The organism is Pseudomonas sp. BF-B-30 (genome assembly GCF_019956305.1).
Taxonomy (GTDB): Bacteria; Pseudomonadota; Gammaproteobacteria; order Pseudomonadales; family Pseudomonadaceae; genus Aquipseudomonas; species Aquipseudomonas jessenii.
Map to the genome: position 1 here is coordinate 103396 of NZ_JAHBDG010000044.1, position 13914 is coordinate 117309.

Genomic DNA, 13914 nt, shown 5'->3' on the forward strand with positions numbered 1-13914 from the left:
CGACCGAGACCCCTGACCATGCCGCAATCCAAAGCCAAGAATCTGTCCCTGATCGCCGCAATCGACCTGGGCTCCAACAGTTTTCACATGGTCGTGGCCAAGGCCCAGAACGGCGAGATCCGTATTCTCGAGCGTCTCGGGGAGAAGGTTCAGCTGGCCGCCGGCATCGACGAAGAGCGCCACCTCAACGAAGAATCGATGCAACGCGGGCTCGATTGCCTCAAGCGTTTCGCCCAACTGATCAGCGGTATGCCCACCGGCGCCGTGCGAATCGTGGGCACCAACGCCTTGCGTGAAGCCCGCAACCGCGCCGAATTCATCCGTCGCGCCGAAGAAATTCTCGGCCACCCGGTGGAAGTCATTTCCGGTCGTGAAGAAGCGCGCCTGATCTATCTCGGCGTGTCCCACACCCTCGCCGACACCCCGGGCAAGCGCCTGGTGGCCGACATCGGTGGCGGCAGTACCGAGTTCATCATTGGCCAGCGCTTCGAACCGCTGCTGCGCGAAAGCCTGCAGATGGGTTGCGTCAGCTACACCCAGCGCTATTTCAAGGACGGCAAGATCACCCCGGCCCGTTACGCCCAGGCGTACACGGCAGCACGGCTGGAGATCATGAGCATCGAGCATGCCCTGCATCGCCTGACCTGGGATGAAGCCATCGGCTCCTCGGGCACCATCCGCGCCATCGGCCTGGCGCTGAAGGCTGGCGGCTACGGCACCGGGGAGGTCAACGCCGAGGGCCTGGCCTGGCTCAAGCGCAAACTGATCAAGCTGGGCGACGTCGAAAAAATCGATTTCGAAGGTATCAAGCCGGATCGCCGGGCGATTTTCCCGGCCGGCCTGGCGATCCTCGAAGCGATCTTCGACTCCCTGGAACTGCAACGCATGGATCACTGCGAAGGTGCCCTACGCGAAGGCGTGCTCTATGACTTGCTGGGCCGCCATCATCACGAAGACGTGCGCGAACGTACCCTCACTTCGCTAATGGAACGCTACCACGTCGATCAGGAACAGGCGGTACGGGTCGAACGCAAGGCACTGCATGCGTTCGACCAGGTGGCCGCGGACTGGGATCTGGAAGACGGCGTCTGGCGCGAACTGCTCGGCTGGGCGGCCAAGGTCCATGAAGTTGGCCTGGACATCGCTCACTACCAGTACCACAAGCACGGCGCCTACCTGATCGAACACTCGGACCTCGCCGGGTTCTCCCGCGAAGACCAGTTGATGCTCGCGCTGCTGGTACGCGGTCACCGACGCAACATTCCCAAGGACAAGTTCGCCGAGTTCGGCGATGACGGCACCAAGCTGATTCGCCTGTGCGTACTGCTGCGCTTTGCGATCCTGTTCCACCACATCCGTGGCACCCAGCAAATGCCCCAGGTGGAACTGAATGCCTATGGCAACAGCCTGGAAGTGGTGTTCCCGGAGAACTGGCTGGACGAAAACCAGCTGACCCAGGCCGACTTCGAAATCGAAGCGCAATGGCTGACCCGGGTCGACATCGTGTTGAGCGCTCGCTGAAATTGAAAAAAGGCCTTCTTCGGAAGGCCTTTTTTTGTATGCGATTCTGCAAACGCCACTATCCCCTGTGGGAGCGAGCTTGCTCGCGATGGGGGATGGTCAATCAACACATCGTTGCCTGACACACCGTCATCGCGAGCAAGCTCGCTCCCACAGGTTGCAGTCGTTACCGGACGGCCAGGATCGGACTGCCCAAACGCTCCAGCAATGTCGCCTGGGCGCTGCGCGGGTTCTGGTTGCCGGTTGGAGTGTTACGGATGTAACGGCCGTCCGACTGCAGGCTCCAACTGTGGGTGTTATCGGTCAGATACAACTCCAGTTCTTTCTTGACCCGCATGATCAGCTTCTTGCCCTCCACCGGGAAGCAAGTCTCGACGCGCTTGTCGAGGTTGCGTTCCATCCAGTCGGCACTGGACAGGAACATCTGCTCGTCGCCACCGTTGAGGAAATAGAAGACCCGGGTGTGTTCCAGGAAGCGGCCGATGATCGAACGCACGTGGATGTTGTGGGAAACCCCGGCGATGCCCGGTCGCAGGCAGCACATGCCACGCACCACCAGATCGATGCGCACGCCCGACTGGCTGGCCTTGTACAGTGCGCGGATGATCTTCGGATCGGTCAGCGAGTTGAACTTGGCAATGATGTGCGCCGGTTTGCCGTCGAGGGCGAACTGGGTTTCGCGGGCAATCATGTCGAGCATGCCCTTTTTCAGGGTGAACGGCGCGTGCAGCAGTTTCTTCATGCGCAGCGTCTTACCCATGCCGATCAACTGGCTGAACAGTTTACCGACGTCTTCGCACAAGGCGTCGTCGGAAGTCAGCAGGCTGTAATCGGTATACAGGCGGGCGTTGCCGGCGTGGTAGTTACCCGTACCGAGGTGCGCATAACGCACGATTTCACCCGCTTCGCGCCGCAAAATCAGCATCATCTTGGCGTGGGTCTTGAAGCCGACCACACCATAGATCACCACCGCACCGGCCGCTTGCAGACGGCTGGCCAGTTGCAGGTTGGACTCTTCGTCGAACCGTGCGCGCAGTTCGATCACCGCAGTGACCTCTTTGCCGTTACGCGCCGCATCCACCAGCGCATCGACGATTTCCGAGTTCGCACCGGAGCGGTACAGGGTCTGGCGCACCGCCAGCACGTGCGGGTCCTTGGCGGCCTGGCGCAGCAGGTCGACCACCGGGGTAAACGACTCGAACGGGTGCAGCAACAGGATGTCCTGCTTGCTGATCACGCTGAAAATGTTCTCGCTGTTCTGCAGCAGTTTTGGAATCTGCGGAGTGAACGGCAGGTATTGCAGCTCGCGCTGGCTGTCCAGGCCGGTAATGCTGAACAGCCGCGTCAGGTTCACCGGACCGTTGACCTGATACAACTCCGTCTCGCTCAGGTTGAATTGCTTGAGCAGGTAGTCGGACAGGTGTTTCGGGCAGGTGTCGGCCACTTCCAGACGCACCGCATCGCCATAGCGACGGGAGAACAGTTCGCCGCGCAAGGCACGGGCCAGGTCTTCGACGTCTTCGGAGTCCAGCGCCAGGTCGGCGTTACGGGTCAGGCGGAACTGGTAGCAGCCCTTGACCTTCATCCCCTGGAACAGGTCATCGGCGTGGGCGTGGATCATCGACGACAGGAAGACATAGTTGTCGCCGGCGCCGCCGACTTCTTCCGGCACCTTGATGATGCGCGGCAACAGGCGTGGCGCCGGGATGATCGCCAGACCGGAATCGCGGCCAAAGGCGTCGATGCCTTCGAGCTCGACGATGAAGTTCAGGCTCTTGTTCACCAGCAACGGGAACGGGTGCGTCGGGTCCAGGCCGATCGGGGTGATGATCGGCGCGATCTCGTCACGGAAATAGCGACGGACCCAGGTCTTGAGCTTGGCCGTCCAGTTACGGCGACGGATGAAGCGGACCTGATGCTTTTCCAGTTCCGGCAACAGTATGTCGTTGAGGATCGCGTACTGGCGATCGACGTGACCATGGACCAGTTCGCTGATGCGCGCCAGGGCCTGATGCGGTTGCAGACCATCCGCGCCGGCCTGTTCACGGGCGAAGGTGATCTGCTTCTTGAGGCCGGCGACACGAATTTCGAAGAACTCGTCCAGGTTGCTGGAGAAGATCAACAGAAACTTCAGCCGTTCCAGCAATGGATAGGACTCGTCCAGCGCCTGCTCCAGCACGCGGATGTTGAACTGCAGTTGCGAGAGCTCGCGGTGGATGTACAGGCTGCTGTCATCCAGGCCGGGAATGGCCAGCGCTGGCGCCGGCGCTGTCACGGCGGTTTCGACGACCGCCGCGGGCGGAGCTGGCTCCAGCTCCGGCGGGGTCTCGTCGACTTGCTCCACCACAGGTTGAGCGTCTTTTACGGCAACTTCAGTGAGCACTTCGGTATTCATCGAATGTTCCTGGGAGGGCTATTTTTGCTCTCGTAACAATTGAGCGGCACGAACGGCGAAGTACGTCAGGATGCCATCAGCCCCTGCACGTTTGAAAGCGGTCAGGGACTCGAGGATAACCCCTTCGCCCAACCAGCCATTCTGGATCGCCGCCATGTGCATGGCGTATTCGCCGCTGACTTGATAAACAAAAGTCGGCACTTTGAATTCTTCTTTTACCCGGCACAGGATGTCCAGGTACGGCATGCCTGGCTTGACCATGACCATGTCTGCACCTTCTGACAAGTCCGCCGCCACTTCGTGCAGGGCTTCGTTGCTGTTGGCCGGGTCCATCTGATAGGAGGCCTTGTTGGCCTTGCCCAGATTCAGCGCCGAACCGACGGCATCACGGAACGGGCCGTAATAGGCACTGGCGTACTTGGCCGAGTAGGCCATGATCCGCACATTGACGTGACCGGCCACTTCGAGAGCTTCGCGGATCGCCTGGATGCGACCGTCCATCATGTCCGATGGGGCCACGACCTGAGCGCCGGCCTCAGCGTGGGACAGGGCTTGCCTGACCAGTGCGTCGACGGTGATGTCGTTCTGCACGTAGCCTTCTTCATCAAGAATGCCGTCCTGGCCATGGGTAGTGAATGGGTCCAGGGCAACGTCGGTGATCACGCCCAGCTCCGGGAATTGCGCACGCAGCGCACGGGTCGCGCGTTGGGCGATGCCTTCGGGGTTCCACGCCTCGGCTGCGTCCAGCGACTTGAGTTCCGCTGGTGTCACCGGGAACAGCGCAAGCGCCGGAATCCCCAACTCGACCCACTTGGCCGCTTCTTCCAGCAACAGGTCGATGGTCAGGCGTTCGACGCCCGGCATCGAAGCCACCGCTTCGCGACGGTTTTCGCCGTCCAGAACGAACACCGGCAGGATCAGGTCATCGACGGTCAGGACGTTTTCACGGACCAGACGACGCGAGAAGTCGTCACGACGATTGCGGCGCAGGCGGGTTGCAGGGAACAAACGGTTGGCGGGGGTAAAGCTCACGGCAGACTCCTGAGCCCGCGCTTACGGGCGAGCGTGACAGTTATAAGCGGCCATTATGACGAACGTATTACAGTTGTGTGCACCCCTGTGACAGGTAGCCGCATTCCATTGTCGTTGTAGGAAATGTTCACGTCGAGACACATTTGGACACTTTCCTGAATGTGTCCGAAGGGTTAGGCTGCGCGTTCATTTCGCCAGCACCCAGACAATGCTCCAACAATTTCTGCATGACTTCGGCTACTTTGCCCTTTTTCTAGGCACGTTCTTCGAAGGCGAAACCATCCTGGTACTCGCGGGCTTCCTCGCGTTCCGTGGATACATGGACATCAACCTGGTGGTGGTCGTGGCCTTCTTCGGCAGCTATGCCGGCGACCAACTGTGGTATTTCCTGGGACGCAAACACGGCCGCAAGCTCCTGGCGCGCAAACCCCGCTGGCAGATGATGGGTGACCGGGCGCTGGAACATATTCGCAAGCATCCGGACATCTGGGTATTGAGCTTCCGCTTCGTCTACGGTTTGCGCACGGTCATGCCGGTGGCCATCGGGCTGTCGGGCTATCCGCCGGGCCGGTACCTGTTGCTCAACGGCATTGGCGCAGCGATCTGGGCCACAGCCCTGGCAGCGGCCGCGTACCATTTCGGTGCGGTGCTCGAAGGCATGCTCGGCAGTGTGAAGAAGTATGAACTCTGGGTGCTCGGTGCGCTGCTGGTCCTGGGCTTCGTGCTGTGGCTGCGTCGGCGCTTCAAGAATGCCCGCCTGGCCAAGCAGGTCTACGCCGACGAACAAGCCCTGAAGGCCGAACGAACCAAAGCCGAAGGCCCTACTACGCCAGCCGAGTGATGCGGTTTCTGCAACAGTAGAGACCGATGCCGCTCAACAGACTGTAACTGAACAGGCCGACCCAGCCCACGGCGCTGGCCGGCCACAGCCCCACCATCGGGGCCAGCCATACCAATGGCAGATTCGACGCCAGCCGCACCAGCTCCAGCTTCAACGCCCACGGGCGATTCTCCAGAGCCACGCCCAGCACAAACAGACCGAACGCCACCGCTCCCCAGCCCAACGCCAGGGCGACGACGGACAGCTTCGGCTCAAGATTCATCAAGTAACTGCCCAGCGCAATATAGACGCAGAACTGCAGGAGGACGTAGAGCTGCTGACGCCCGTCCAGCGCCACCTCGAATTTGCGAAACTGGCTCAGGTCCGGCTTGTTCATCGGGTATCTGGCAGCTACCTCCGCCGGGCGCCAGCCGGTGCGCATGAACCAGATCCGCAGCTTGTCCCAGGTGCTTTCGGCACGACGCGCATCTGCCCACAACTGCGCGTAGAACTGCACGTTCGCCCACACGGGGTTCCAGCTCGCCAGTGGCGTGGTCACGCCGAAGATCACCGGCTCGTTGTCGTCTTCTTCCTGGAACGAGCCGAACAGACGGTCCCAAATAATGAACACGCCGCCGTAGTTGCGATCCATGTAGAGAGCATTCTGTGCATGGTGAGCCCGATGATTGGACGGCGTGACAAAGAACCATTCGAACCAGCCAAGCTTGGGAATGTGCCGCGTGTGCACCCAGAACTGGTACAGCAGGTTCAGCGCCGCGACGCTGACGAACACCAGCAGCGGCACGCCGGACACCGCCATCGGCAGATAGAAGATCCAGCCCAGCAGGAAGCCGGTACTGGTCTGGCGCAAGGCCGTGGACAGGTTGTAGTCCTCGCTCTGGTGATGCACCGAATGGGCGGCCCAGAGGATGTTGCGCTCGTGACCCATGCGATGCAGCCAGTAGTAGCAGAAATCGTAGAAGACAAAGGCAAACACCCAGGTCCAGATGCTGTCGGCCGACAACTCGAACAACGCCAAGTGCTTGAGGGCAAAGGCGTAGGTCACCAGCCCCACCCCCTTGGTCAACAGCCCCGTGGTGGTCGACAGCACGCCGGTGCTGATGCTGTTGATCGCGTCTGCCACCCGATAATTGCTCACCCCGCGCCAACGGTCGGCCAGCAGCTCGGCGGCGATCAGCACAAAGAAAAACGGCACCGCATACAGAATGAAGTCCATGACGCGCCCTGATCGGAATCTTGAGGACAGATGCTATGTGCAGCCGTGAATTAACCCTATGGCAACGCAGGACAAATTAGTGGACATTTAACGCCATGAATCTGGAGAAAAGCCCATGAGCAAAAAAGTTGCAGTGATCCTTTCCGGTTGTGGCGTGTACGACGGCGCCGAGCTCCACGAGAGCGTCATCACCCTGCTGCGCCTGGACCAGCGCGGAGCCCAGGTGCAGTGTTTCGCACCTGACATCGCGCAGTTGCATGTGATCAACCACCTGACCGGCGAAGAAATGCCCGAATCGCGCAACGTGCTGGTGGAGTCGGCGCGGATTGCCCGGGGCAACATCAAGGATATCCGAGACGCGAACGTCGATGAGTTCGATGCGCTGATCGTGCCCGGCGGCTTCGGCTCGGCCAAGAACCTGTCCAGCTTCGCCATCGAAGGCGCCGCCTGCACCGTTCAACCGGATGTCCTGGCACTGACCGAAGCCTTTGCCGAGGCCGGCAAACCGGTGGGGTTGATGTGCATCTCCCCTGCCCTGGCGGCAAAGATCTACGGCCCTGGCGTCACCTGCACCATAGGCAACGACACCGACACGGCAGCTGCGATGAACAAGATGGGCGCGACCCATACCGATTGCGCGGTCAGTGACATCGTCGAGGACAAGGCGCGCAAACTGGTGAGCACACCGGCTTACATGCTGGCGCAATCGATCAGTGAAGCGGCTTCAGGCATCAACAAACTGGTAGACCGGGTACTGGAACTGACCCACGAAAACGACGCCTGACACCCTCCAAAACTGTGGGAGCGAGCTTGCTCGCGATGGGGCCAGCACATTCAACATCGATGTTGTCTGTAAGTCCGCTATCGCGAGCAAGCTCGCTCCCACAGGGTTCGCCACTGGTCTTAAGAACTGCGTGCCAAACGTGTGAGAATCCGGTCCAGCGCATTGGCAAACGCCTGCTTCTCACGGTCGCCAAACGGCGCTGGCCCTCCGCCCATTTGCCCTTGTTCGCGCAAATCGGTGAACAGGTTGCGAACCGCCAGCCGCTCGCCCATGTTCTGCGCATCAAACTCCTTGCCCCGTGGGTCGAGCGCTGCCACGCCCTTCTTCACCAGACGATCGGCCAGTGGCACATCGCTGCAGATCACCAGTTCACCAGGCACCGCGTGTTCCACCAGGTAGTCATCGGCCGCATCCGGGCCGCTCGGCACCACGATCAGCTTGACCAGTGCCAGCCCCGGTTTGGTCTGCGGCTGCCCGGCCACCAGCACCACTTCGAACTGGCGCTTGAGAGCGAACTTCACCACCAGATCCTTGGCTGCCCGAGGACAGGCGTCGGCATCGATCCACACACGCATTGAATTTTCCTCTGTTGAAAAGCATCGCGGGCAAGCCACGCTCCCACAGGTTAACGCGAAACCTGTGGGAGCGTGGCTTGCCCGCGAAAGTGAGCGAAGCGAATGCCGTTTAAGAAACCTGCACCCGCTGCCTCTCAACCACCCGGCTACGACCGTACAACACGACAATCGAAATGATCGCCACAGCCTGGGCGCTCAACGAATAGGCATCGGCATGGATCCCCAGCCATTCAAAGTCAAAGAACGGCACCGGCCGCGTACCGAAGATCCCGGCTTCCTGCAGCGCTTTCACGCCATGCCCGGCAAACACCACCGACAAGGCGCACAAAAGACCGGCGTTGATGCTGAAGAACAACGCCAGCGGCAACTTCGCCGAACCGCGCAAAATCACCCAGGCCAGGCCGACCAGCAGCACCACCGCCGTGGCACCACCGGCCAGCACCGCGTTGTGCCCCGCGGGACCTGCCTGCAACCACAGGGTTTCGTAGAACAGGATCACTTCGAACAGTTCGCGATACACCGAGAAGAACGCCAGGGTCGCAAAACCGAAGCGCCCGCCACCGCCCACCAGGCTGGTCTTGATGTAATCCTGCCAGGCCGCGGCGTGACGACGGTCATGCATCCACACGCCCAGCCACAGCACCATGACGCTGGCAAACAGCGCCGTCGCACCTTCCAGCAATTCGCGTTGTGAACCACTGACATCAATCACATAGGCTGCCAGCGCCCAGGTGCCCAGCCCCGCCACAAACGCCAGGCCCCAGCCGACGTTAACGCTGCGCACCGCCGCCTGTTGATCCGTGTTACGCAGGAAAGCAAGGATCGCCGCCAGCACCAGAATCGCTTCCAGACCTTCGCGCAGCAGAATCAGCAGGCCGGAAATGTAACTCAGCGACCAGCTCAAACCCTCGTTGCCCAACAGGCCGGCCGATGCCTTCAACTTGTCCTTGGCCACGTCCAGGCGCTGCTCGACCTCGCTCACCGGCAAGCCGTCCTGCAACGACTGACGGTAGGCCATCAGGGATTTTTCAGTGTCTTTACGCACGTTGGCGTCAATGTTATCCAGCGAGCTCTCAACCAGCTCGAAGCCTTCCAGATACGCCGCTACCGATAAGTCATAGGCCTGGTCATGCTCACCGGCACGATACGCCGCGATGCTCTTGTCCAAAGTGGCCGCGGTGTAGTCGAGCAGTTGCGCCGGGCCACGCTTGACCTGTGGCGGCTGCGCCCGCTGGGCACGGAAGGTCGCGGCGGCTTGCGGGCCTTCGACAGCCTGTACTTCGGCCGGGGTCTGACGAGCGAGGTCGGCGATGTTGTAGGTCTTTTCAGCCTTGGCCGTCGCCGGGTCGACACTGAAGCTGGCGATATAGGTGGCCAGGTCCCAACGCTGACGATCATCCAGTTGATCGGCAAAGGCCGGCATGTCAGTCCCTTCGACCCCCAGGCCCAGGGTGCTGTAGATCGCGTAGAGGCTCAGTCGGTCCAGTCGTGTGGTATCACGCAGATTGGATGGCGGCGGCGCCATGCCGACACCTGCCGGGCCGTCGCCGGCCCCTGTATCGCCATGGCAGACCGAGCATTGCTGAGCGTACAGCGGCGCACCACGCACCGGGTCCGGCGTAATGACCGGGGCCTGACTGACTTCATAGGCCACGGCCAGCTTCGCACCCAGTTGCCGGGCCTGGCGCGCGACGTCGGCACCGTCCTGATGGGTGTCAATGGAATTTCCCAGCGCGGCGAGGCTTTGCTCCAGAGCGGCTTTTTCCGGCTTGGCCGGCATGGCTGCAATCAGACTTCCCAGCGTCTTGACCGAGTCTTGCTGCACGCGAAATCCGGCCTGGTCCGTGATGCTGCCCGCCTGCACCGTGTCCGAGTAATCCGCGCCGATGTAATCGAGCAAGTGCAGCGCCTGCGGCGCACCTTCGGCGGGAGCGGCCAGTAGCTGAAAACTGCACGCAGCCAACAGCGGCAGCAACAGCCAGGCCAGGAAACGGGAGGGGGCAATCATGAATGAATCTCAATTGGAAATACGAAGTTACATATTGTTAACGCCAGACGGGTTTCGCTCAAGCTTTGTTGATATCTCTTCGTAATTGCATCAGTTTCGAGAGCGGCTCCTCCAAACAAAAAAGGCGACCTCCAGGGTCGCCTTTTTTTATATCGCCGTTTTACACAGCAGCTTTGCGCAACGTCGCCATGAACGCCGCCGCCCCAATGAACAGCCCGGCAAAGGTCCGGTTCATGCGCTTTTGCTGTTTCGGTGTGCGCAACAGACGCAGCACTTTGGACGCCAGACCGGTGTAGCCGGCCATGACGATCAGGTCGACGCAAACCATGGTCACACCGATTATCAGATACTGAATCAGCAGTGGCGCATGGGGGTCGATGAACTGCGGCAACACCGCCAGCATGAACACCAGCGCCTTGGGGTTGCTGATGTTCACCAGAAAACCACGGAACACCAAGGCCATCGGCTTGCCGATCTGGCGCAGCGCCGCGTCATCGCTCATATCGCTGGGCAGCGCACGCCATTGCTTGATCGCGAGGTAAACCAGATACGCCACGCCAAACCATTTGATGGCGTAGAAGGCCGTGGCCGACGCCGTGAGAATGGCGCCGACACCGGCGCCGACGATGGCGATCTGCAAAGCCAGGCCCAGTTGCAAGCCCAGGGCGTTCCAGTAGCCGCGCCAGAAACCGTATTGCAAGCCGCTGGACATCGACGCAATGGCGCCGGCACCGGGGGACAAGCTGATCACCCAGCAGGCGGCAAAAAACGCCAGCCATGTTTGAAGCTCCATTGCACACCTCGACTCAGACTCGTGACAGATGTCTAAGCTAATGCGGCTTTGATTGGATGACTACCGATTTTTTGTAGGACATGGCGACGGCCGACCAGCGTGCTCGGCGTTATGACCCCTTCGCGAGCAAGCCCGCTCCCACACTGGATCTACGCTGCTCACAAAGTTTTGTGTCCACCGAAGAGCAAATGTGGGAGCGGGCTTGCTCGCGAAGGCAATCTATCAGACAGCAGAACGCTTACTTTTCAAACCCGCTGGAAGGAAACACATCCGTCCCGCGCCAGCGCCGTACCGAACGCTGGAAGAACAAACTGTTGGGCACCTGCACCATGGCGCTGCCAGTGCCGAGTTCTTCGGCCTCGATCAGCGTGGTGTAAAGAAGATTGATCGCCACCACCCGGCCTTTGACGCCGGGCTTGTCGGTGGTGTCCACCAACTCGACTACGTCACCTATGCGAAACGGGCCGACGGTAAAGATCAGGATCGCGCACAGCAGGTTCGAGAGCACGCTCCACATGGCGAAAAACGCCACCGCCGCGACTGCGACGAAACCGGACAACGCGGTCCAGAGCACCGTGGCCGAAACACCGAGGCGCTCCAGCACGAAAATCAATGCACTGCCCATGATGAGCCAGCGCAGACCACCGCGCAGCGGCATCAGCAACTGCGGCGGAAACGGGTAGCGCTCACCGAGACGGGTCAGGCATTTGGCGACGAAACGCTGGGCGATGTATCCGGCCAGCAGGATCAGCAGGATTTGCACGCCGAGCCAGATCGGCTCGACCCACACCGCCGGCAGCGGCAGCTTGAAGGCGTCCATCAGGACAGCTCCTCCAGCTCCGCCTGCATGTTTTCCAGCAACTCCAGGGCTTCCATCCAGGCTTCTTCCAGCTCCGCCTCACGCACCTTCAGCTTGGCCTGTTCGGCCAGCAGATCCCGCAATTCGTTCTTGCGCGCCGGCTCGTAGATGTCGCTGTCGCCGAGGCTGGCATCGATCTTCGCCAGCTTTTCGTGGAGCTTGCCGAGTTCGGCTTCAAGCTTGTCAGCTTCGCGCTTGTGCGGCGCCAGTTGCTGACGCAACGCAGCAGCGGCCTGACGCTGGGCTTTCTTGTCGGTCTTGTCCGGGTTGACCGGCGTATTGCTGACCGGGGCGTTGCGCTGGCGATACTCCACCAGCCAGCGGGTGTAGTCCTCCAGGTCGCCGTCGAATTCCTCGACCTTGCCGTCCGCCACCAGATAGAAATTGTCGGTGGTGCTTTTGAGCAAGTGGCGATCGTGAGAGACCACCAATACCGCACCACTGAATTCCTGCAGGGCCATGGTCAGCGCCAGACGCATTTCCAGGTCCAGGTGGTTGGTCGGTTCGTCGAGCAGCAACAGGTTCGGTCGGTCCCAGGCGATCAAGGCCAACGCCAGGCGCGCCTTTTCGCCACCGGAGAAATTCAGTACCGGCTCGTCGATTCGCGCACCACGGAAGTCGAAACCGCCGAGGAAGTCGCGCAGGGCCTGCTCACGCTCGGTCGGTGCCAGGCGTTGCAGGTGCAGCAACGGGCTGGCCTTGGAGTCCAGCGAATCCAGCTGATGCTGGGCGAAGTAACCGACAACGGTGTTCTCGCCACGGGTCAAGCGGCCGGCCAATGGCGAGAGCTCACCGGCAAGGTTCTTGATCAGGGTCGACTTACCGGCGCCATTCGGGCCGAGCAGACCGATTCGCGCACCCGGGGTCAGTTGCAGCTTGACCTTCTCCAGCACGGCCTTGTCGCCGTAACCCAGGCGGGCATCGGACAGGTCGATCAGCGGGCTGGAAATCTTCTGCGATTCACGGAAGACAAAGTCGAATGGCGAGTCGACGTGGGCAGCGGTCAGCTCTTCCATCCGCTCCAGTGCCTTGATCCGGCTCTGGGCCTGGCGGGCCTTGGTAGCCTGGGCCTTGAAGCGGGCGATGTAGCTTTCCATGTGCGCACGTTGCACCTGCTGCTTCTCGTACGCCTGCTGTTGCTGGGCCAGGCGTTCGGCACGGGCACGCTCGAAAGCGCTGTAGCCACCGCGGTACAGGGTGATCTTGCGCTGATCGACGTGGGCCACGTGGTCGACCACGGCATCGAGGAAGTCCCGGTCGTGGGAAATCAGCATCAAGGTGCCGGGATAACTCTTGAGCCACTCTTCGAGCCAGATGATGGCGTCGAGGTCCAGGTGGTTGGTCGGTTCGTCGAGCAGCAGCAGGTCCGATGGGCACATCAAGGCCTGCGCCAGGTTCAGGCGCATCCGCCAGCCACCGGAGAAATCCCCGACCTGGCGATCCATCTGCTCGTTGGTGAATCCAAGCCCGGCCAGCAGCTTGCGCGCCCGGGCATCGGCGGTGTAACCGTCGGCGCTGTCGAGTTCCGAGTGCAGTCGGGCCTGAGCGGCACCGTCATGGGCCGCTTCGGCTGCCGCCAGGTCGCGTTGCACCTGGCGCAGGCGCAGGTCGCCATCGAGCACGTAGTCGACCGCCAGGCGTTCGAGGGTGTCGACCTCCTGGCGCATGTGGGCGATACGCCAGTCGGCCGGCAGGAAGCAATCACCCGAGTCCGGGTGCAGCTCACCCCGAAGCAAGGCGAACAGGCTCGATTTGCCAGCGCCGTTGGCACCGATGAGGCCGGCTTTCTGGCCGGCGTGCAGGGTCAGCTCGGCGTCTTCTAGCAGACGTTGCGGGCCACGCTGTAAAGTCAGGTTCTGAAGTCGAATCATAATGGCGGCGGAGTCTACC

Annotated in this window: 11 protein-coding genes; 3 read left to right on the forward strand and 8 right to left on the reverse strand. The window is 61.1% G+C overall.

The features are described from left to right. The first annotated feature begins 18 nt into the window (after positions 1 to 18). Positions 19 to 1521 carry an exopolyphosphatase gene (gene ppx, locus KGB29_RS21215; protein ID WP_150813729.1) on the forward strand — a complete coding sequence of 501 codons (1503 nt, stop codon included), beginning with the start codon at positions 19 to 21 and terminating at the stop codon, positions 1519 to 1521. Between the two features lie 166 nt (positions 1522 to 1687). On the opposite strand, the gene ppk1 is transcribed toward ppx, so the two are convergent. Further along, the gene (ppk1, locus tag KGB29_RS21220; protein ID WP_150813728.1) at positions 1688 to 3916 is read right to left on the reverse strand and encodes a polyphosphate kinase 1; all 2229 of its coding nucleotides are present in this window, start codon (positions 3914 to 3916) and stop codon (positions 1688 to 1690) included. Between the two features lie 18 nt (positions 3917 to 3934). After that, the gene (gene hemB / locus KGB29_RS21225) at positions 3935 to 4948 is read right to left on the reverse strand and encodes a porphobilinogen synthase (RefSeq protein ID WP_218543888.1); all 1014 of its coding nucleotides are present in this window, start codon (positions 4946 to 4948) and stop codon (positions 3935 to 3937) included. Positions 4949 to 5156: 208 nt separating this feature from the next. On the opposite strand from hemB, the gene KGB29_RS21230 reads away from it, so the two are divergent. Further along, positions 5157 to 5789, forward strand: a complete 633-nt coding sequence (locus KGB29_RS21230) for a DedA family protein (protein ID WP_057712806.1) — start codon at positions 5157 to 5159, stop codon at positions 5787 to 5789. Here KGB29_RS21230 and KGB29_RS21235 read toward each other — a convergent pair. Next, positions 5773 to 7005 (reverse strand): sterol desaturase family protein, encoded by a 1233-nt coding sequence (locus tag KGB29_RS21235; RefSeq protein WP_150813726.1) that lies wholly within the window; start codon positions 7003 to 7005, stop codon positions 5773 to 5775. The genes KGB29_RS21230 and KGB29_RS21235 overlap by 17 nt on opposite strands. Positions 7006 to 7120: 115 nt before the next feature. Here KGB29_RS21235 and elbB point away from each other — a divergent pair, with 115 nt between their 5' ends. Further along, a complete protein-coding gene (gene elbB, locus KGB29_RS21240) occupies positions 7121 to 7789 on the forward strand; it encodes an isoprenoid biosynthesis glyoxalase ElbB (protein WP_057712804.1) in 669 nt (222 codons plus the stop codon). 119 nt (positions 7790 to 7908) lie between these two features. Here the strand turns inward: elbB and KGB29_RS21245 are convergent, their stop codons facing one another. The 5 genes from KGB29_RS21245 to KGB29_RS21265 all read right to left on the reverse strand — a co-directional run bounded on the left by KGB29_RS21245 (position 7909) and on the right by KGB29_RS21265 (position 13895). Next, positions 7909 to 8364 carry a YaiI/YqxD family protein gene (locus KGB29_RS21245; protein WP_090452091.1) on the reverse strand — a complete coding sequence of 152 codons (456 nt, stop codon included), beginning with the start codon at positions 8362 to 8364 and terminating at the stop codon, positions 7909 to 7911. Positions 8365 to 8473: 109 nt separating this feature from the next. Next, a complete protein-coding gene (locus KGB29_RS21250; protein WP_150813725.1) occupies positions 8474 to 10372 on the reverse strand; it encodes a cytochrome c/FTR1 family iron permease in 1899 nt (632 codons plus the stop codon). A gap of 160 nt (positions 10373 to 10532) precedes the next feature. Then, positions 10533 to 11165 (reverse strand): homoserine/homoserine lactone efflux protein, encoded by a 633-nt coding sequence (gene rhtB / locus KGB29_RS21255; protein WP_057712801.1) that lies wholly within the window; start codon positions 11163 to 11165, stop codon positions 10533 to 10535. 238 nt (positions 11166 to 11403) lie between these two features. Beyond that, on the reverse strand, positions 11404 to 11985 hold the full coding sequence (locus tag KGB29_RS21260; protein ID WP_150813724.1) for a mechanosensitive ion channel family protein: 582 nt from the start codon (positions 11983 to 11985) through the stop codon (positions 11404 to 11406). Continuing rightward, entirely contained in the window at positions 11985 to 13895 is a 1911-nt protein-coding gene (locus KGB29_RS21265) for an ATP-binding cassette domain-containing protein (protein ID WP_057712799.1), read from the reverse strand. The genes KGB29_RS21260 and KGB29_RS21265 overlap by 1 nt, the downstream gene beginning before the upstream one ends. Positions 13896 to 13914 lie beyond the last annotated feature (19 nt).